Origin of the sequence: Rhodococcus sp. ARC_M12 (assembly GCF_022810385.1) — a bacterium.
GTDB classification, from domain to species: domain Bacteria; phylum Actinomycetota; class Actinomycetes; order Mycobacteriales; family Mycobacteriaceae; genus Rhodococcoides; species Rhodococcoides navarretei.
In genome coordinates this window covers 143,978-162,520 of sequence record NZ_JALGQI010000003.1, presented here as the reverse complement: position 1 = coordinate 162,520, position 18,543 = coordinate 143,978, and the positions used below count along the sequence as shown (strand labels likewise).

Annotated in this window: 16 protein-coding genes; 12 read left to right on the top strand and 4 right to left on the bottom strand. The window is 65.1% G+C overall.

Features of this window, described 5'->3' with window-relative positions; all coding sequences use genetic code 11:
- The 7 genes from MTX35_RS06040 (at position 1) to MTX35_RS06010 (ending at position 9,720) form a co-directional block, all read left to right on the top strand.
- Positions 1-642, top strand: coding sequence for a YigZ family protein (locus tag MTX35_RS06040; protein ID WP_243594094.1), 642 nt, complete (start codon positions 1-3; stop codon positions 640-642).
- Between the two features lie 165 nt (positions 643-807).
- A complete protein-coding gene (locus MTX35_RS06035; protein ID WP_243594093.1) occupies positions 808-1,281 on the top strand; it encodes a single-stranded DNA-binding protein in 474 nt (157 codons plus the stop codon).
- Positions 1,282-1,397: 116 nt separating this feature from the next.
- A complete protein-coding gene (gene ettA / locus MTX35_RS06030; protein WP_032402531.1) occupies positions 1,398-3,077 on the top strand; it encodes an energy-dependent translational throttle protein EttA in 1,680 nt (559 codons plus the stop codon).
- Position 3,078: 1 nt separating this feature from the next.
- A complete protein-coding gene (locus tag MTX35_RS06025) occupies positions 3,079-3,531 on the top strand; it encodes a thioesterase family protein (RefSeq protein WP_243594092.1) in 453 nt (150 codons plus the stop codon).
- A 139-nt stretch (positions 3,532-3,670) separates the two neighbouring features.
- On the top strand, positions 3,671-8,509 hold the full coding sequence (locus MTX35_RS06020) for an NAD-glutamate dehydrogenase (protein ID WP_243594091.1): 4,839 nt from the start codon (positions 3,671-3,673) through the stop codon (positions 8,507-8,509).
- A gap of 64 nt (positions 8,510-8,573) precedes the next feature.
- Positions 8,574-9,038, top strand: a complete 465-nt coding sequence (locus MTX35_RS06015) for a thioesterase family protein (protein WP_308198106.1) — start codon at positions 8,574-8,576, stop codon at positions 9,036-9,038.
- The gene (locus tag MTX35_RS06010; RefSeq protein ID WP_243594090.1) at positions 9,031-9,720 is read left to right on the top strand and encodes a hypothetical protein; all 690 of its coding nucleotides are present in this window, start codon (positions 9,031-9,033) and stop codon (positions 9,718-9,720) included. The genes MTX35_RS06015 and MTX35_RS06010 overlap by 8 nt, the downstream gene beginning before the upstream one ends.
- Here MTX35_RS06010 and MTX35_RS06005 read toward each other — a convergent pair.
- A complete protein-coding gene (locus MTX35_RS06005; protein ID WP_374230245.1) occupies positions 9,717-11,405 on the bottom strand; it encodes a glycoside hydrolase family 13 protein in 1,689 nt (562 codons plus the stop codon). The two genes, MTX35_RS06010 and MTX35_RS06005, sit on opposite strands and share 4 nt — an antisense overlap.
- A 106-nt stretch (positions 11,406-11,511) precedes the next feature.
- Between MTX35_RS06005 and MTX35_RS06000 the strand changes: the two genes are divergently transcribed.
- Entirely contained in the window at positions 11,512-11,979 is a 468-nt protein-coding gene (locus MTX35_RS06000; protein ID WP_243594088.1) for a cupin domain-containing protein, read from the top strand.
- A 19-nt stretch (positions 11,980-11,998) separates the two neighbouring features.
- Here the strand turns inward: MTX35_RS06000 and MTX35_RS05995 are convergent, their stop codons facing one another.
- Together MTX35_RS05995 and MTX35_RS05990 are read right to left on the bottom strand one after the other, a co-directional pair.
- Positions 11,999-12,394: a globin gene (locus tag MTX35_RS05995; protein ID WP_243594087.1), complete on the bottom strand. Its 396-nt coding sequence runs from the start codon at positions 12,392-12,394 to the stop codon at positions 11,999-12,001.
- Between the two features lie 62 nt (positions 12,395-12,456).
- The gene (locus tag MTX35_RS05990) at positions 12,457-13,416 is read right to left on the bottom strand and encodes a mechanosensitive ion channel family protein (protein ID WP_374230250.1); all 960 of its coding nucleotides are present in this window, start codon (positions 13,414-13,416) and stop codon (positions 12,457-12,459) included.
- Positions 13,417-13,648: 232 nt separating this feature from the next.
- Here MTX35_RS05990 and MTX35_RS05985 point away from each other — a divergent pair, with 232 nt between their 5' ends.
- The 3 genes from MTX35_RS05985 to MTX35_RS05975 all read left to right on the top strand — a co-directional run bounded on the left by MTX35_RS05985 (position 13,649) and on the right by MTX35_RS05975 (position 15,107).
- Complete coding sequence (locus MTX35_RS05985; protein ID WP_243594086.1) at positions 13,649-14,311, top strand: HNH endonuclease; 663 nt, start codon at positions 13,649-13,651, stop codon at positions 14,309-14,311.
- A gap of 81 nt (positions 14,312-14,392) precedes the next feature.
- Positions 14,393-14,644, top strand: a complete 252-nt coding sequence (locus MTX35_RS05980) for a hypothetical protein (protein ID WP_243594085.1) — start codon at positions 14,393-14,395, stop codon at positions 14,642-14,644.
- Positions 14,631-15,107, top strand: a complete 477-nt coding sequence (locus tag MTX35_RS05975) for a DUF5130 family protein (RefSeq protein ID WP_243594084.1) — start codon at positions 14,631-14,633, stop codon at positions 15,105-15,107. Before MTX35_RS05980 ends, MTX35_RS05975 begins: the two co-directional genes overlap by 14 nt.
- 84 nt (positions 15,108-15,191) lie before the next feature.
- Here MTX35_RS05975 and pepN read toward each other — a convergent pair whose 3' ends face one another.
- The gene (gene pepN / locus MTX35_RS05970) at positions 15,192-17,765 is read right to left on the bottom strand and encodes an aminopeptidase N (protein WP_243594083.1); all 2,574 of its coding nucleotides are present in this window, start codon (positions 17,763-17,765) and stop codon (positions 15,192-15,194) included.
- 158 nt (positions 17,766-17,923) lie between these two features.
- On the opposite strand from pepN, the gene MTX35_RS05965 reads away from it, so the two are divergent.
- Positions 17,924-18,541, top strand: coding sequence for a DsbA family protein (locus MTX35_RS05965; protein WP_243594082.1), 618 nt, complete (start codon positions 17,924-17,926; stop codon positions 18,539-18,541).
- The last annotated feature ends 2 nt before the right edge of the window (positions 18,542-18,543 follow it).

The following is an 18,543-nucleotide window of genomic DNA, read 5'->3' as shown; positions in this document are numbered from 1 at the left end:
GTGACCCCACTGCGCACCATCGCCGGCCGCGTCGAGTGCGAGACCGACGTCAAGAAGTCCAGGTTCGTCGCCGTCGTCGATCGCGCGGCCACCGAGGCGGAGGCGCGGGCTGTGATCGCCGCAGCCCGCAAGGCCGATCCTGCTGCCGGACATCACTGTTCGGCGTTCATAGTGGATTCTGCGGCGGCCGACCCGAAAGAGCAGCGCATCGAACGCTCCAACGACGACGGTGAACCGAGTGGCACGGCAGGCACACCGATGCTCGACGTGCTGCGCGGGCATCACCTGACCAACGTCGTTGCGGTCGTCAGCAGGTACTTCGGTGGAACCAAGCTGGGCACCGGGGGACTGGCCCGTGCCTACAGCGGCGCGGTGACCGAGGCAGTGTCCGGAGCGACGTTCCTGACCCGTGAGCGACGCGAGATCATGACGCTCGAACTCGACCACGCGGAGGTCGGTCGGGTGGAATCGGAATTGCGCGGGCACGGAGTTCTCGTGGTGGGCACCTCGTACGGGGCGTGCGCGGTACTGACGGTCGCGGTGACCGACGCCGATTCGACTGCAGCGCTGGTCGCTTCGCTCACCTCGGGTCGCGTGATACCCGTGCTCGACGGCCACATGTACGCCGAGAATCCCGACTAGCACACCTTCCCGACATTCTCGGGTCGCACGGGCCCATGTTCGGGCCGTTCATCCACAGGCCGGACGCTTGTCCACATTTTGCGAACTCGTTCACCACGGACGTCCTCTCCGTAGCAGTGTCGATCTCGATCGCAATCACGCGACACCGAACGAGGGGAAGTCACCATGTACGAAGCACAGTGCGCAGTTGTCGGAACGGTCATCACCAATCCCGTCAAGCGCTCCACACCCACCGGCGACGAGGTCCTCAGCTTCCGGATGGCCAGCAACGCCCGACGGCAGGATCGCAATACCGGCGAGTGGACCGACGGCGGAACTCTCTACCTCACGGTCACGTGCTGGCGTCGCCTGGTGCGCGGTGTCGGAGCGTCGCTGATGAAGGGCGACCCGATCATCGCCTACGGACAGCTGCGGACCAACGAGTACACCAACCGTGACGGAATCGAACGCGCCGATCTCGAGATGCGGGCCAGCGCCGTCGGACCGGATCTCGCGCGGTGCAACGTCTCGATCCATCGGACGAAAACGGTGGCCGTCGACGCCGTGACGGACGGCGACCCGGGAGCGACCGAACCTGTCGACGGGGATCAGGACCACGAGCGCATCGACGACGACGTGCGCGAGAGCGTCCCGGCCTGACGCGCTGCCGGTAGCCGCCGTCCGCGCTGCATCGGAACCTGCGATCGGGTGTGGACGGCGGCTGCGCGCGCGGGCGGTGGTGCCGGCGACCCGCTCGCACCGATAAGCTGGGCATCATGGCTGAATTCATTTACACCATGAAGAAGGTGCGCAAGGCGCACGGCGACAAAGTCATCCTCGACGACGTGACGATGAGCTTCTATCCGGGAGCGAAGATCGGCGTCGTCGGCCCCAACGGCGCCGGTAAGTCCAGCATCCTCAAGATCATGGCGGGAATCGATCAGCCCGGAAACGGTGAGGCGTTCCTCGCTCCCGGTGCCTCGGTCGGCATCCTCATGCAGGAACCGGTCCTCGACGACACCAAGACCGTTCGTGAGAACGTCGAGGACGGCCTCGGCGAGACGATGGTCCAGCTCAAGCGGTACAACGAGATCGCCGAGTTGATGGCCACCGACTACTCCGACGAGCTGATGGAAGAAATGGGCGAGCTGCAGGAAAAGCTCGACCACGCCGATGCCTGGGAGATCGACTCCCAACTCGAACAGGCGATGGACGCATTGCGCTGCCCGCCGCCCGAGTCGCCCGTCACCAACCTCTCCGGTGGTGAGAAGCGTCGTGTGGCGCTGTGCAAACTGCTGCTGAGCAAGCCGGACCTGCTGCTCCTCGACGAGCCGACCAACCACCTCGACGCCGAGAGTGTGCTCTGGCTCGAGCAGCACCTGGCCGCATACGCGGGCGCGATTCTCGCCGTCACTCACGACCGGTACTTCCTCGACCATGTCGCACAGTGGATCGCCGAGGTCGACCGCGGACACCTGTACCCGTACGAGGGCAACTACTCCACGTACTTGGAGAAGAAGGCCGAGCGTCTCGAGGTCTCGGGCAAGAAGGACCAGAAGCTGCAGAAGCGCCTCAAGGACGAGCTCGCCTGGGTTCGTTCCGGTGCCAAGGCGCGTCAGGCCAAGAGCAAGTCTCGTCTGGCTCGCTACGACGAGATGGTGGCCGAGGCGGAGAAGACCAGGAAGCTCGATTTCGACGAGATCCAGATCCCGAACCCACCGCGGCTCGGCGACGTCGTGGTGGAGGTCAAGAGCCTGGACAAGGGCTTCGACGGCCGCGTGCTGATCAAGGATCTCTCGTTCACGTTGCCCCGCAACGGCATCGTCGGCGTCATCGGTCCCAACGGCGTCGGTAAGACGACGCTGTTCAAGACCATCGTCGGCCTCGAGGAGCCGGACGGCGGCGAGGTCAAGATCGGTCAGACGGTCAAGCTCAGCTACGTCGACCAGAACCGCTCGGGCATCGACTCGAAGAAGACGGTGTGGGAAACGGTCTCCGACGGGCTCGACTTCATCACCGTCGGCAGCTCCGAGTTCCCGTCCCGCGCGTACATCAGCTCGTTCGGGTTCAAGGGCCACGATCAGCAGAAGCCTGCCGGGGTCCTCTCCGGTGGTGAGCGGAACCGCCTGAACCTGGCGATGACACTCAAGCAGGGCGGCAACCTGATCCTGCTCGACGAACCGACCAACGACCTCGACGTCGAAACGCTCGGATCGCTGGAGAACGCGCTGGAGGAATTCCCCGGTTGCGCCGTGGTCATCTCGCACGATCGCTGGTTCCTGGACCGCACCTGCACGCACATTCTCGCGTGGGAAGGTGGCTTCGGCGACAACGAGGCCGCGTGGTACTGGTACGAGGGCAACTTCGAGGGCTACGAGGCCAACAAGGTCGAACGCCTCGGACCCGACGCGGCCCGTCCGCATCGCGTCACGCACCGAAAGCTGACCAGGGACTGACGTGTCGACGAAAACCTTCACCTGCACACTCCAGGTGCGGTGGGGAGATTCCGACCGTCTCGGCCACGTCAACAACACTCGCTTCGTCGAGTACCTCCAGGAAGGCCGCGTTCAGTTCCTGAACGCGGTCTTCGGGGGGCCGGGAGTGGAGCCTGCGGAACGACCATCTGGCTCCGGCGGAGCCGGTGTGCGTGGTGCAACAGTGGTGCGCAAGTTGACCACGGATTTCCTGCATCCGATCCTCGACGACTCGGGTCCACTGTCGATCGAGCTGTGGATCACCCGTGTCGGGACCACCTCGTACGGCGTCCGGCACGTGGTGACGGACCGGGACGGGACGGTCTGCGCCGAGGCCGAGGCACTGATGGTCGCGTTCGATCTCGCTACCTCGACGTCTCGTCCACTGGACGAGCACGAGCGCGGCCTCCTCGGCGAGTACCTCCACGTCGAATGACGCATTCGACCGAATCTGACGCGCTGGGTCCGCGAGGTCACTGCGGTAACAGGGCGTTCGACACTAAGGTCGAGTAGTCATCGACGACCGGCGATCGACGGCCGTCGGGAAAATCCTCACGAGGGAGTACTCGAACACCATGTCACGCTCGCTGGACCTGCCCGACAACGATTGGGCCGACGGGCTCGACGACCGACTCCTGGCCGAGCTGACATCCCTGCAAGCCGAGTACTTCGAGCACGTGGACACCGCCGCCGTCGGGGCGTCCGCACACTCTCCCGGCACCACATCCTTTCGCCGGCACGTGCTGTTGGCCGCGCAGCGCCGGCCGGGGACTGCGAACGTAGAGGTTCACCGACCGAGCGAATCCGGTTCGACGGCCGATCGGGCGGCCGGCAGCTACCTGCAGATCGTCACCGACGACATGCCGCTCCTCGTCGAGTCGATCATCTCGCTGCTCTCCCGACTCGGCATCGAATACACCGACGTGGTGCATCCCATCCTGTCGGTTGCTCGCGACGCCGACGGCGAACTGACCGGCCTGATCGCCGATGGAGCACGCGAGTCCTGGATTCACGTTCAGCTTCATTCCTCCACATCCGAGGACGCCGTCGCACGCCTGCAGACGGAGACGAGCCGGGTACTGGCCGACGTGCGGCAGGTGGTCGGCGACACCGATCGCATGCGCCGAGTTCAGGCAGAAGTGGCCGATCTCCTCGACGGTGCGGCTCAGCGGGCGGGTGATGCGGAATCCGACATCGCCGTCGAGCATCGCGATGCGGCCGCCCTGCTGCGCTGGCTCGGCGATGGTCACTACACGCTGCTGGGGTACCGCCGGTACCGGATCGACGGCGTCGACGCCGCACGGACGGCCACCGGCGAGGAGTCGAGCAGCCTCGGTGTCTTGCGGGACGCGGCGCACGACGTGCACGGCTCGGAACCGATCGGTCGGCGAGATCTGGTCGCCCTGACACAGGGAGCGAGTCCGGCCACGGTGCACCGCGCCGTCTACCCGTACTTCGTGAGTGTGCTCGACGCCGAGAATTCCGCCGAACACCGCTTCGTCGGGGTGTTCACCGTGACGGCGCTGCACGAGAACGTGCTCGACATTCCGGTGATCGAGCGTCGAGTGCGATCGGTGATCGCCCGGGCCGGCCACGATCTCGGATCCTTCTCGGGTCAGGCCATGCTCGAAGTGCTGCAGTCGATGCCGCGCTCGGAACTGTTCGCCACCTCGGCGGCCTGGCTGTTCGAGACCGCGAGTGCTGTTCTGGCACTGGGCCGTCGGCGCAAGGTCAAGCTGTTCGTCCGTCCCGATGCGAGCGGCTCGTTCGTCTCCGCACTGGTGTACCTGCCGCGAGATCGCTACACCACCCGCGTTCGCCTCGCCATTCAGGATCGGCTGCTCCGCGAACTCGGCGGTACCTCACTCGATTACACGGCGCGGGTCACGGAATCGGATCTGGCGTTGCTGCACGTGACCGTCCGACGCACGCCGGGAACAGCCTCGACGGAACTGACGGCAGAGGACATCACTCGGATCGAGGCGGCTCTGACCGAGACCACGCGAACCTGGGAGGACTCCCTCGGCGACGCCGTCTCGCTCGACCGCACCGTCGACCCGCTGCGTATTCAGCGCTACACCGAGGCGTTCCCCGAGGCCTACAAGCAGGACTTCAGTCCGGCTCGGGCCGTCACCGACATCGCTCGCCTCGAAGGGCTCGGCGACGAGTCGATCGACATGCAGCTCTACCGCAACGAGCAGTCCGCCGTGGGCAGCTGGCGGTTCTCGCTGTACATCGGCGGCGCGGGTGTCTCGCTGTCGCAGGTGCTGCCGATCCTGCAGAGCCTCGGCGTCGAGGTCGACGACGAACGGCCGTACCCGGTGGTGCGGCCGGACGGAATGTCTTGCTGGATATACGATTTCGGGCTCTCTGCCTCCCGTGAGATGCTGCGCTCGGCAATCGACGGTGACATCGACGCGGAGCTGTCCGAGGCAGGCACCGCCGATCGCGAGAGCCGCGTGCAGCACCGGTTCACCGACGCGTTCGCGGCCGTCTGGAGCGGCGAGGCCGAGGCGGACCGGTTCAACGAGCTGGTCATGCGCTCCGGCCTGCACTGGCGGCAGGCAGTGGTGTTGCGCGCCTACGCGAAGTATCTGCGCCAGGCCGGTTTTCCCTACAGTCAGTTCAACATCGAAGGTGTTCTGCTGACGCATCCGCGCACCGCGCGACTGCTCGTCGGCCTCTTCGAGGCGCAGTTCGATCCCGCTGCCAGCTCGGAGGAGAACGCGCAGTCGATCGGCACCCAGTTGGGGGACTTGATCGACGAAGTCGTCAGCCTCGACGCCGACCGAATCCTGCGCAGCATGTTCGAGCTGATCCGTGCAACCCTGCGAACCAACTACTTCGTGGTGGGTGTCGACGGCGAACATCGTGAGTACCTCTCGCTCAAATTCGATCCGCAGTCGATCGCCGAATTGCCCAAGCCGAAGCCGAAATTCGAGATCTTCGTGTACTCGCCCCGCGTCGAAGGTGTGCACCTTCGGTTCGGGGACGTGGCCCGCGGCGGACTGCGCTGGTCCGATCGTCGTGAGGACTTCCGCACCGAGATTTTCGGACTCGCCAAAGCCCAGATGGTCAAGAATGCCGTCATCGTGCCGGTCGGAGCCAAGGGTGGATTCGTCGTCAAGCGGCCACCTGTCGTGACCGGTGACGCCGACCGAGATCGGCAGGCCCATGCCGAGGAAGGCAAGGCCTGCTACCGACTGTTCATCGCCGGGCTGCTCGACATCACCGACAACCTCGACCGTGCCACCGGAACGGTGACGGTGCCCGCCGGCGTCGTCCGCCGCGACGGAGACGACACCTATCTCGTCGTGGCTGCGGACAAGGGCACCGCGACGTTCTCCGACATGGCCAACGACGTGGCTGCGCAGTACGGCTTCTGGCTGGGCGACGCCTTCGCCTCGGGTGGGTCGGCCGGCTACGACCACAAAGCCATGGGCATCACCGCCAAGGGTGCGTGGGAGAGCGTCAAGCGCCACTTCCGTGAGCTCGGAATCGACACGCAGAGCCAGGATTTCACCGTCGTCGGCGTCGGCGACATGAGCGGTGACGTGTTCGGCAACGGCATGTTGCTCAGCCGGCACATTCGCCTGCTCGCCGCATTCGATCACCGGCACATCTTTCTCGATCCCGACCCCGAGCGTGAGTCCTCGTTCGCCGAGCGGGAACGGTTGTTCGCACTGCCGCGGTCGTCGTGGGCGGACTACGACACCTCGCTCATCAGTGCGGGCGGCGGAGTGTGGGAGCGAACCCGCAAGTCGGTCCCGATCAGTGCCAATGCACGAGCCGCGCTCGGTCTCGACGACTCGGTCCAGTCCCTGTCCCCGCCGGAGCTGGTGAACGCGATCCTCAGGGCACCGGCCGATCTGCTGTGGAACGGCGGAATCGGTACCTACATCAAGGCGTCCACCGAGACCAATGCCGAGGTCGGTGACAAGGCGAACGACGCGGTTCGGGTCGACGGGATCGACGTTCGTGCTGCGGTGGTGGGGGAGGGCGGCAACCTCGGTGCCACTGCACTGGGCCGCATCGAATACGCCGCGGCCGGGGGCAAGATCAACACCGACGCCATCGACAACTCCGCGGGTGTCGATTGCTCCGACCACGAAGTCAACATCAAGATCCTGTTGGAAACGGCCATCACCAACGGCAACCTGGCGCGCGAGGATCGGGACGAGCTGCTCGCGTCCATGACCGACGAGGTGGGCCGACTGGTGTTGTGGGACAACATCATGCAGAACGAGCTGCTGGGCACCTCCAGGTTCGACGCTCCGAACCTCGTCACCGTGCACAGTCGGGTGATCGAGGATCTGGAAGTGCGCCGAGGCCTCGACCGCGAGCTCGAAGCACTGCCGACCGAGGCGGATCTACGACGGCGGAAGCAGGACGGTCGAGGACTGACCTCGCCGGAACTCGCCACGATGATGGCGCACGTCAAGCTCGCGTTGGAAGCCGAGCTGCTGGGCAGTGAGCTGCCCGACAGTGACGTCTTCGCCCCACGTTTGCCCAAGTACTTCCCCGAGCCGCTGCGAGAGCCGTTTGCCGATGCGATCACCGCGCATCCACTACGGCGGCAACTGGTCGCCACCACCCTGGCCAACGAGGCGATCGACTGCGGCGGAATCACGTTCCCGTACCGATTGACCGAGGATTCGGGTGCAGCAGGCACCGATGCCATCCGCGCGTTCGCCGCCGCTACCGAGATCTTCGGACTCGACGAGGTGTGGAACTCGATCAGGGCCGCGGACGTGCCGACTGCGGTCTCGGCCGAACTGTTGCTCGAATCGCGCCGCATGCTCGACCGCGTCTCGCGTTGGCTGCTCGCCAACCGTCCCCAGCCGCTGGCCGTCGGCGCGGAGATCAGTCGGTACGCCGGGCAGGTGCGTGCATTGCAGCCGTCGGTGTCGACGTGGATCTCCGGGCATCAGGCCAGCGACCTGGACTCGCGGTCGGCCGCGGCGATCGAACGCGGCGCGCCGGCCGAGCTGGCTCGTCGGATCTACGGATTGCTCGATGTGTACTGCCTGCTCGACATCATCGATATCGCGGACATCGTCGACCGGGACGGGGCCGAGGTCGCGGAGCTCTACTTCGCCCTGGACGCACACATCGGCATCGACTGGTTGCTCACCGCGGTGTCCAAGCTGGCCCGCGGAGACCGCTGGCATTCGTTGGCGCGCTTGGCTCTTCGTGACGATCTGTATTCGTCGTTGCGGGGAATCACGCAGGCCGTACTGGCCGGCGGTGAGCCGGACGAGTCGGTGGCGGAGAAGATCGCGGAATGGGAGTCGACCAACTCGTCTCGGCTGGCGAGGTCCCGGGCGGCGTTGACCGAGATCGCCGAGTCGGGAACCCTCGACCTGGCGACCCTGTCGGTCGCTGCTCGGCAGGTCCGCAACATGGTGCCCTGACTGCAGGCACCACATCGCAAGAGCCGAAACCGACGACGTTCGATAGAGAAGAGGGAACGACCGCGTGAGTGTGCCCGACGCCCATCTGTCCGACAAACGACCCGAAACCGAGCGAGTGGGCTTCCACGCCACCGTGGATGTGCGGTGGTCGGACATGGACGTGTATCAACACATCAACCATGCCCGGATGGTCACCCTGCTCGAAGAGGCCCGCATCCCGTGGCTGCTGGTGGACGGCAGGCCGACGGCGAACCTGCGCCACGGAGCGGTGATCGCGGATCTGCACGTCAAGTATCGAGGCCAACTGCGGCACGAGGACGGCCCCCTCGACGTCTTCATGTGGATCGACTCGGTACGGGCGGTGGACTTCGTTGTCGGATACGAGGTCCGGGCCCGAGGTGCGTCGCTGGACACGCCTGCGGCCGTGGTGGCGTCGACGCAGATTGCAGCGTTCGATATCGATGCGCAGCGGTTGCGCCGCCTCACCCCTGAGGAGCGCGAATTTCTCGTGAGCTGGCAGCGTGTATGAGCGCGTATTGACCGTCCCCGACGCGGTCGAGCGAGAGAACCTGGCGACGTTCTGTGCCAGAGCGCTGCGTTTGGACGAGGCCGCGGTGATCCGCATGCGGACCCGAGCGGGTGGCGGTGTCTCCTGTTGGGCCATCACCGGTTTCGATGCTCTGGCTGCGCGAGTCATCACCGGCACCGTGGTTCCGGACGACACGAGCGCCGGTGCCGACGTACTGGCTGCAGCTGTGGAGCAGGCAACCGACGGTGTGATCGACCCGGGATTCTCGATGGACTCCGCTTGGCGCGGCGCGCTACCGCCCGACGGAGGATTCGGCCACATCGACGATGTGCCCGCCAGGGTGCTCGTGGGTCTCGCGCAACGCGGCGCGGCACTGGCGAAGGAACACGGCAGCAGTCACGGTCCGCCGAGTTCGCTGCTCGAACAGGAAGTTCTGCACGTCACGGGTGAGGCCGACGACGTCTCGATTTCCATGCGGACAGTGTTCGCCCTGACCGCAATGGGTTTCGTGCCACACAGCGGGAACGACCCGTTGACGATCGATGTCGACCCCGATCGGATCGCAGCCGACGAGGTGGTGCGGGTGCGGGCCTCGAAGGTGTGGTTACGCCTCGACGCCCGCTACGGCTCCGTGTTCGCTCGCCGTGCGGGGCAGCAGTTGTCGCTGACAGTGGAGCGTTAGACCAGCCAGGCGGCCGCGTGTGCCGGAAGCCTGCCGTCCACCAGGGGAGCACTGGCCAGCAGTAGCTCGCCGGGAGGTAGCGGGATCGCCTCGTCCGACGCGTTCAACGCGCAGATCAGGCCGCCGCGTCGACGAAACGCCAGGCAGCCGGGAGGCGCTCCGTACCAATCGATCCCGGATCCGGTGAATTCCGGTCGCAGGGCCCGCAACTCGAAGGCGGTGCGGTACAGGCTCAGCATCGAATCGACGTCCTCCAGCTGCGCCTCGGCAGTGCAGCCGTCCCATTCCGGCGGCATCGGCAGCCAGGTTCGATCGGTGGTCGAGAATCCGAACGGTGGGGTGTGGCCCTCCCACGGCATCGGCACGCGGCAGCCGTCGCGGCCTCGCTCGGCGTGCCCGGATCGTTCCCACACCGGATCCTGCAACGCGCTCTCGGGCAGCTGCACGTTGGGCAGCCCGAGTTCGGCACCGTTGTACACGAATATCGTTCCAGGAAGCGCCAATTCGACGAGGATCATCGCGCGGGAGCGCGCCCGCCCGAGGTCCCCACCGCCGTAGCGGGTGACCTCACGTTCGACGTCGTGGTTCGACAGCGTCCACGTCGGCGTCCCGTCGACGAGTTCGACCGCGGCGAGTGAATTGGCGATGGCATCGCGGATGGTCTCGGCATCGAAATCAACACTGGCCAGCCGGAAGTTGAAGCCCAGGTGCAGCTCGTCGGGCCTGATGTACTCGGAGAACCGAACATTGTCCTGCACCCAGATCTCGCCGACGGTCACCGTTCCGGGGAACTCGTCCATCACCGCTCTGATGCGTCGATGGAGGTTGTGCACCCGCGGGTTGTTGAACCGAGGATCGTCGTCGTCGTTCTTCATCAACGCGTTCAGTTCGAGGCTCATGTCGTCCAGCTCTGCCGGCTTGGCCATTCCGTGCGCCACGTCGAGTCGGAAGCCGTCGATACCGCGGGAGAGCCAGAATCGCAGTGTGCGGGCGAAGTCGTCGAACACCTCGGGATTGTTCCAGTTCAGATCCGGCTGCTCGGGCGCAAAGATGTGCAGATACCACTGGCCCGGTGAGCCGTCGGGCTCGGTGACACGGGTCCAGGCCGGACCGCCGAAGATGCTCGGCCAGTTGTTCGGCGGCTGCGAACCGTCGTGCCCACGCCCGTCTCGAAAGATGTAGCGGGCACGCTCGGCACCACCGCGCGGCGCTGTCAGGGCAGACCTGAACCACGGGTGCTCGATGCTGGTGTGATTGGGGACCAGATCCATCGTGACCTTGATGTCGCGCGCATGAGCTTCGTCGACCAGTGCGTCGAAGATCTCCAGGCTCCCGAACAGTGGGTCGATGTCGCGGGGATCGGAGACGTCGTACCCGTGATCGGCCATGGGCGAGCGCGTGATGGGCCCGATCCAGATCGCATCGATACCCAACAGTTCGAGGTAGCCGAGCTTGTCTCGAATGCCGTCGAGGTCACCGATGCCGTCACCGTTGGAGTCCGCGAACGACCTGGGGTAGATCTGGTAGAAGACGGCGTCCTGCCACCACAGCAGTTCGGAGCGTTCGATCGGATCGGTCACAAGGGGCAATAGTGCCAAACGATCGGCCGCGGAACGATTCAGGGGCGCTGGGGTCTGCCGAAAGCCGGACTTGTCGGTCAAGGGTGAGTAAAGCTTTGTGCTCATTCACATGACCGACACGTGCCGGTTCATTGGGAAAGTGTTGTATGTTCGGCTTCGGAAGCCAGCAGCGGCGGATGCCGCGCCCGACTGTGAGGACGCGACGGACACCATGACCACATCGGCCATCGAAGCCGTACGGCTCGGCGATATCGCACTCGACGACAGCCCCATCGAGCCGTCCTGGATCCTCGAAGGCACCCCACACGCTCGGATGGCCGAGTGGTCAAGGAGCATCGACGGCACCACCACCACCAACGTGTGGGACTGCACCGCCGGGCGTTTCCGCTGGTTCTTCGCCGTCGACGAGATCGTGCACATCATGGACGGTTCGGTGACCGTCTCGAGTGACGACCATGCGCCGCGCACCCTTGTCGCAGGCGATGCCGCGTTGTTCCGTGCGGGCACATGGTCGGAGTGGCACGTGCAGGACTACGTGCGCAAGCACGCCATCCTGCGCCAGCATCTGCCCGGACCCGTCAGCTTTGCGCTGAAGGTCGCCGGCTCCGTGCGAGTTCGCGTGGGCAAGCTCAGAGCCGCCGTCGGTGGACAGAGCCCGCAACGCGTCGGATCTCTGTAGCCACTGCCGTTCGCGGTAGTCAGATCGCCGAATTCACCATCGAATTCGCGGCCATCTCCATGTAGTCGGTCAACTGAGCTCGATGCGCGGAGTCCATGACCTGCGGGTCGATCGATGCGATCGCGATGTGCATGCATCGAAGCCACGCGTCTCGTTCCATCGGACCGATCCGAAACGGGTTGTGGCGCATGCGCAGTCGCGGATGTCCGCGTTCATCGGAGTAGGTCCTCGGACCGCCCCAGTACTGCTCGAGAAACATCCGCATCCGCCGTTCGGCTGGTGCGAGGTCCTCTTCGGGATACAGCGGCCGCACTATCTCGTCCTTGGCGACTTCCTCGTAGAACTTCGCCGTGAGTGACCGGAACGTCTCGGCACCGCCTACCGCGTCGTAGAACGTCTGCTGCGGTTCGGTCATCACACTCTCTCTTCTGGGGTCGTCGGCGGGCTCCGGTCGGCGTCGCTACCGACCATTGTCCCTCAGGCGCCGGGCTCGGCTGCGACCCCACCCGGGCGTCCCAGTGCATAGGGTGCCTTGATGCCGGCGTCGACGAAGGCCTCGAGGATGTCCTTGTGAATGCGGCGCTGGACGGCCCATTGGCGTCCTGGCCGCGTCTTGATCGTGATGCGGATGGTGACGGTGTCGGCGCTGACACCGTTGACTCCGAGCATTTCGGGTGGTTCGAGAATGTCGTTCTCGAAGTCGCCGGACTTCACCGACGCCAGAGTTGTGCGTTCGGCCACCTCGCAGGCTTCTTCGATGTTCGCGGTGTGCGAGACGGGCAGATCCAGAACCGCCACCGCGAAGCCCTGGCTCATGTTCCCCACACGCAGTACTTCGCCGTTACGGCAGTACCACACCGTGCCGTTGATATCTCTGATCGTCGTCACACGTAGACCCACGCTCTCGACGGTCCCGGTGGCCTCGCCGAGGTCGACGACATCGCCCACTCCGTACTGATCCTCCAGCAGCATGAAGATGCCGGACAGGAAGTCTCGTACCAGGTTCTGGGCACCGAAGCCGAGGGCCACGCCGACGATCCCCGCGGACGCGATGAACGGTGCGACGTTGATGCCGATGACATCGAGAACCGAGAGCAGGAACCAGGTCAGGATCATGACCGACACTGCCGATTTGAGCACCGAGCCGATCGTGTTGGCCCGTTGTTTCCGACGTTCGTTGAGAATCGCGCCTTGGACGGTGCTCGACGATCGGTCGCGGAGCGGTCGTAGCAGCATCGGAGACTTGCCGACCTCGTTGCGGGTGAAGCGGGCGATCATTCTGTGCAGAACGAGGCGTAACACGATGGCTAGGGCCAGATAGCCGAGAATCTGCAGCGGCCGATCGACCAGCCAGTCGCGCCCGGTGTCCGTGAGCTCGAAGGCTCGGGTGTCGAGCTCTCGTAGCAGCGACGGTTGCGGAAGGGACGATGCGGACAGAAAGGTTGAGACAGACACCCGAAGAGTCTACGGAGACGTGAAGATCTCGCCAGTCACGCAGCGCATGGGGCCGCCGTTCCTCTGTCGGTGAGAACGAGGAAGCGAAATGTTCACCGATCGGCAACAGAAAATGCGACGAAAAAGGCTGTGCGCGGGCGGTGCATTCGTGTTCCACTGTGACTCGTGTTCCACGCAAGCCATGCGCGGGCGCCGACTGTTTCTGGAGCAACGCATGAAGAACTCGCAACACCGTCATCGACAACTCCCGCCCACTGTGGGCCGCACCACGCATGACCAGCGTGAGACGGCCTCGGGGGCTTCTCCGCTGCGTGTGGTGCCGACGGCCAACGCTGCCACGGTCGACGACGCCGTGCCGGCGTGGGTCAAGCGCCGTGTGCTGCTCCTCAACGCCACATTCGAGCCACTGACCGCGCTTCCGATGCGCCGGGCGGTGGTTCTTCTCGTTTGTGGGAAGGCCGACGTGGTGCACGACGACCCGGTGGGTCCGTTCATCCGGTCCGCGGACTTTTCGGTGCAGGTGCCGTCGGTGATCAGATTGCGGACGTTCGTTCGCGTTCCGTATCGGGCACGAGTGCCGATGACGCGAGCCGCGCTGATGCACCGCGACCGGTTCCGGTGCGCGTACTGCGGAAGCAAGGCCGAGACGGTCGACCACGTGGTGCCGCGTAGCCGGGGCGGTGGCCACTCGTGGGAGAACTGCGTCGCGTGCTGCGCCTCGTGCAATCATCGCAAGGCAGACAAACTGCTCAGCGAGATCGGCTGGACGTTGCGCGCCCAGTTGGTGCCGCCGAAGGGTCCGCACTGGCGTCTGTTGGCAACCACGAAAGAGCTGGACCCGAGTTGGCTGGCGTATCTCGGTGAAGGCGCTGCCTGACCGAATCGTGTTCGCACATTTCGGTCACAACACCGGCCCCGACGTGGTCCGACGCGCAATTGTCGACTAACGTCACACCCTGTGAGCATTTTGGAGACCACGCTGATATTCGGGGTGATTCCGGTTGCGGTGATCGGACTCATCGGCGCGTTGTCCTACTTGACCGACAAGCAGCCCGGTATGGACGTACCTCCCTACCGACTGACGGACGAGTGGACGCGCGAGCCATTGCTGTGGAGCGCTACGGACGAGGTGACTCCATTCGGGGGCCACGGATCGCACGACGCCGACACAGCCGACTCGATCGGAGGTGCTGCAAGTGGCAAGTGGTGAACTCGTCCGCAGTGACATACGGGAAGAGGACCTGCCGTTCGGGGCTGCCCTGACCGGGAGCGGCCGTGTTTCGGCCGCTCACGAGTTCGGAACCGTCAATCCCGAGCATCTTCCGTTCGCGACTCAGGATCTGGTTGCTCTCGACGACGCTCTGACCCAGGCGATTCGGCAGACCAAGATCCGGTTCAACATCTACATCGGTGACCTCGGAGCCGATCCGGCTGCGGGAGCGGACTCGGTGTTCCCCGGAACGCCCGATGCCGTGCGCTCGGTCCTGATCGCGGTCGATCCCAATCGGCACGCTCTCGAGATCCGCAGTGGCAAGCGAGTGTCCAACCGGGCCACCGACCGGGTCGCACAGCTGGGTGTCACCGCTGCACTCGGACCGTTCCGAGACGGAAACCTCATCGACGGCCTGGTGGCCGCCGTGCGGGTGATGGCAGCATCCATCCTCAGTCCCTAGCCCCCACCGGACCCGGTATCACGACGAGGGCCGGTTGCCCACCTTCTCGGTGAGCAACCGGCCCTTGTCGTAGGGCGGTGCCGATCAGCTCGCGTCGAACTCCCGCGCAGCGAGAGCTCGCACGATGCCGGCCCGTCCCTCGATCACCAGGCGACGGAGTGCAGGCGGCAGTTCGCCGTCCAGGAACCCGTCCGCGGCCGCAAGCGACTCTTCACTGATCGACCAGGAGGGGTACAGCCCGATCACGACGGTCTGCGCGACCTCGCTGGAACGACGCGCCCAGACGCCCTCGATGGCTTCGAAGTAGCGGGCGACGTACGGTTCGAGCAGCTCGCCCTGGCCGGGTCCGGCGAATCCACCGATGATCGAGCGCGCTGTGATGTTCGGTACCGAGTCGTCGTCGACCACCGTGGTCCACGCCTGTTCCTTGACCTCGGCGCTCGGACGTGCAGCCCGTGCCGCCGCAGCCGACCGTGCCCCGGCAGCGGTGTTGTCCTTGTCCGCTTCGGCGTCGATGACCGGAGACTCGAGCCCGTCCGAGTCGATGGCCCCTGCTGCGGCCAGTGCTGTGACGACGCGCCACCGCAGATCGGTGTCGACACCGAGGCCGGACAGGCCCTGGCCGTCGGCATCACCGTCGAGCAGGGCGCGCAATACCTCGATATGGCGATCGCCGATTTCGATGCCGGTGAGAGCATTGACGAACGCGAGCTGGTGATCCGAGCCTGCCTCGGCCCCGCGGGCCAGCTCGAGCAATGCGTCGGCGAACTCGGGGGTACCGTGTTCGGCCGCCCACGCCGGGTCGGCGTAGCTGGTGATGCCGGTCTGGGCTTGGAGCAGAAGTCGTTGCACCACACCCACTTCGGTCTCGCCGCCGATTCCGCGCTGAACGAGCGCCACGAAATCGCGCGCCTTCATCTCGGCGGATCGGGTCATCTCCCAGGCCGCCGACCACGCAAGGGTGCGGGGGAGGGGCTCGGCGATGTCGCCGATACGACTCAGGAGAGTGTCGAGCGAATCGGGGTCGAGTCGCACCGCGCAGTACGTCAGGTCGTCGTCGTTGACCAACACGAGCTTTCCTCGTGAGACGCCCACCAGCGCATCGACATTCGTCGATTCGGCTGCGTCGAGATCGAGTTCCACGCGATCGGTGCGGACCAGCTTGCCGTCGACATCGTCGTAGATGCCGACCGCGATGCGGTGGACTCGGTGCTCGCCTGCACCCGGTGCCGCGCCGGTCTGACGGACCGCGAAGCGGGTGAACTTATTGTCGGCATCGACGTCGAAGTCCGGGCTCAGGGTGTTCAGGCCGGTGGTGCGCAGCCACTGGGTACCCCAGTCCGAGAGGTCTCGACCCGACGACTTCTCCAGGGCGGCAAGCAGATCGGAGAAGGTCGCGTTGCCGAAGGCGTGGTCGACGAAGTAGGCCCGCAACCCCGCCAGGAAATCCTCCTTGCCCACGTACGCCACCAGCTGCTTGAGCACACTCGCGCCCTTGGCGTAGGTGATGCCGTCGAAGTTGACCTCCACTGCGGCCAGGTCGGGAATGTCGGCGGCGATGGGGTGCGTCGACGGCAACTGGTCCTGGCGGTAGGCCCAGGCCTTCTCGACGTTGGCGAAGGTGGTCCACGCGTTGGTGTACTCGGTGGCCTCGGACTGGCACAGCACCGATGCGAACGTGGCGAACGACTCGTTCAGCCACAGGTCGTCCCACCACGTCATGGTGACCAGGTCGCCGAACCACATGTGCGCCATCTCGTGCAACACGGTCTCGGCGCGACGCTCGTACGAGGCGCGTGTCACCTTGGACCGGAAGACGTAGTCCTCCAGATACGTGACGGCACCGGCGTTTTCCATCGCACCGGCATTGAACTCGGGCACGAAGAGCTGGTCGTACTTGCCGAAGGCGTACGGAGTGCCGAAGTTCTCGTGGTAGAAACCGAAGCCCTGCTTGGTCTCGGTGAACAGGCGCTCGGCGTCCATGTGATCGGCAAGCGATGCACGGCAATAGAGTCCGAGCGGGATGGTGCCGTGATCATCGGTGTACGAGTCGGTCCACTCCGCGTACGGACCGGCGATCAGCGCCACGAGGTACGTGCTCATCAACGGTGTCGTGTCGAACACGTGCTCGCCGGCGGCAGGCTCCGCGGCATGCGCGGCATTGGAGATGATTGTCCAGCTCTCGGGAGCGGTGACCTTCAGGTCGAAGGTGGCCTTGAGATCGGGCTGATCGAAGCAGGCGAACATGCGCTTGGCATCGGCGGTCTCGAACTGCGAGTACAGGTAAACCGAGCCGTCCGACGGGTCGACGAAGCGGTGCAGTCCCTCGCCGGTGTGGGAGTAGATGCAGTCCGCATCGACGACGAGTTCGTTGTGCTCGGTCAGATTTTCGAGCGCGATGCCCGTCGACTCGTCGTAGTTCGCGATATCGAGATCGGTGCCGTTGAGCGTCGCGGAGCGGATCGTGGCCGCGATGATGTCCACGAAACTCGACGCTCCGGCGGTGGCCGTGAACGTGATGGTGGTGAGCGAACGGAACGTCTTCTCGCCCGGATTGCCCTCGCCGTCGGTGAGATCGAGAACGATCGCGTACTTCGTGTCCCCGATGATCGCCGATCGCTCGGAGGCTTGGTCACGCGTCAGGTTGGGAGCAACCACTTCAGTCGACACCTCTTCGTGTAGTTATGGGTAGTGCCTTCCATCCCATCACGTCACGCGTCTCCCGCGCTGGCCGACGTGCCCTGCGGAATGTCTGCGCGGTGGGCGGTTGTTACGCAACGATGAGACGTTGACCTCGAATTCCAAGGAGTAGAACAGTGGCCGGTTCAGGACAGAAAGACACTGCGGATTTTTGGTTCGACCCACTGTGCCCGTGGTGTTGGATCACCTCGCGGTGGATTCTCGAGGTGCAGCAGGTGCGAGACATCGACGTGAACTTCCACGTCATGAGCCTGGCAGTACTCAACGAGGGCCGAGACCTGCCCGAGGAGTACGCAGCGATGATGAAGAAGGCGTGGGGCCCGGTGCGCGTGGCGATCGCCGCAGCAAAGCTGAAGGGTGACGACATCCTCGCCCCGCTGTACGCGGCCATGGGAACGCGAATTCACAACGAGGGCAACAAGGATTTCGACGTCGTCATCGCGGAGTCGCTGGCGGAACTGGACCTGCCCGGTGACCTCGCGAAGGCCGCCGAGAGCACCGACTACGACGAGGACCTGCGGACCAGCCATCACGCAGGTATGGACAAGGTCGGACCCGACGTCGGCACCCCGACCATTCACGTGAACGGGGTGGCCTTCTTCGGACCTGTGCTCTCCCGGATCCCGCGTGGCGAGGAGGCAGGCAAGCTCTGGGACGCGTCGGTGATCTTCGCGTCGTACCCGCACTTCTTCGAGCTCAAGCGCACCCGCAACGAAGATCCGCAGTTCGACTGATC

What these genes read in the sequence shown, in the direction of transcription:
- MTX35_RS06035 (WP_243594093.1), top strand. Translation starts at nt 808, where the DNA reads ATGTACGAAGCACAGTGCGCAGTTGTCGGAACGGTCATCACCAATCCC.
- ettA (WP_032402531.1), top strand. Translation starts at nt 1,398, where the DNA reads ATGGCTGAATTCATTTACACCATGAAGAAGGTGCGCAAGGCGCACGGC.
- MTX35_RS06020 (WP_243594091.1), top strand. Translation starts at nt 3,671, where the DNA reads ATGTCACGCTCGCTGGACCTGCCCGACAACGATTGGGCCGACGGGCTC.
- MTX35_RS06005 (WP_374230245.1), bottom strand. Translation starts at nt 11,405, where the DNA reads ATGAGCACAAAGCTTTACTCACCCTTGACCGACAAGTCCGGCTTTCGG.
- MTX35_RS06000 (WP_243594088.1), top strand. Translation starts at nt 11,512, where the DNA reads ATGACCACATCGGCCATCGAAGCCGTACGGCTCGGCGATATCGCACTC.
- MTX35_RS05995 (WP_243594087.1), bottom strand. Translation starts at nt 12,394, where the DNA reads ATGACCGAACCGCAGCAGACGTTCTACGACGCGGTAGGCGGTGCCGAG.
- MTX35_RS05985 (WP_243594086.1), top strand. Translation starts at nt 13,649, where the DNA reads ATGAAGAACTCGCAACACCGTCATCGACAACTCCCGCCCACTGTGGGC.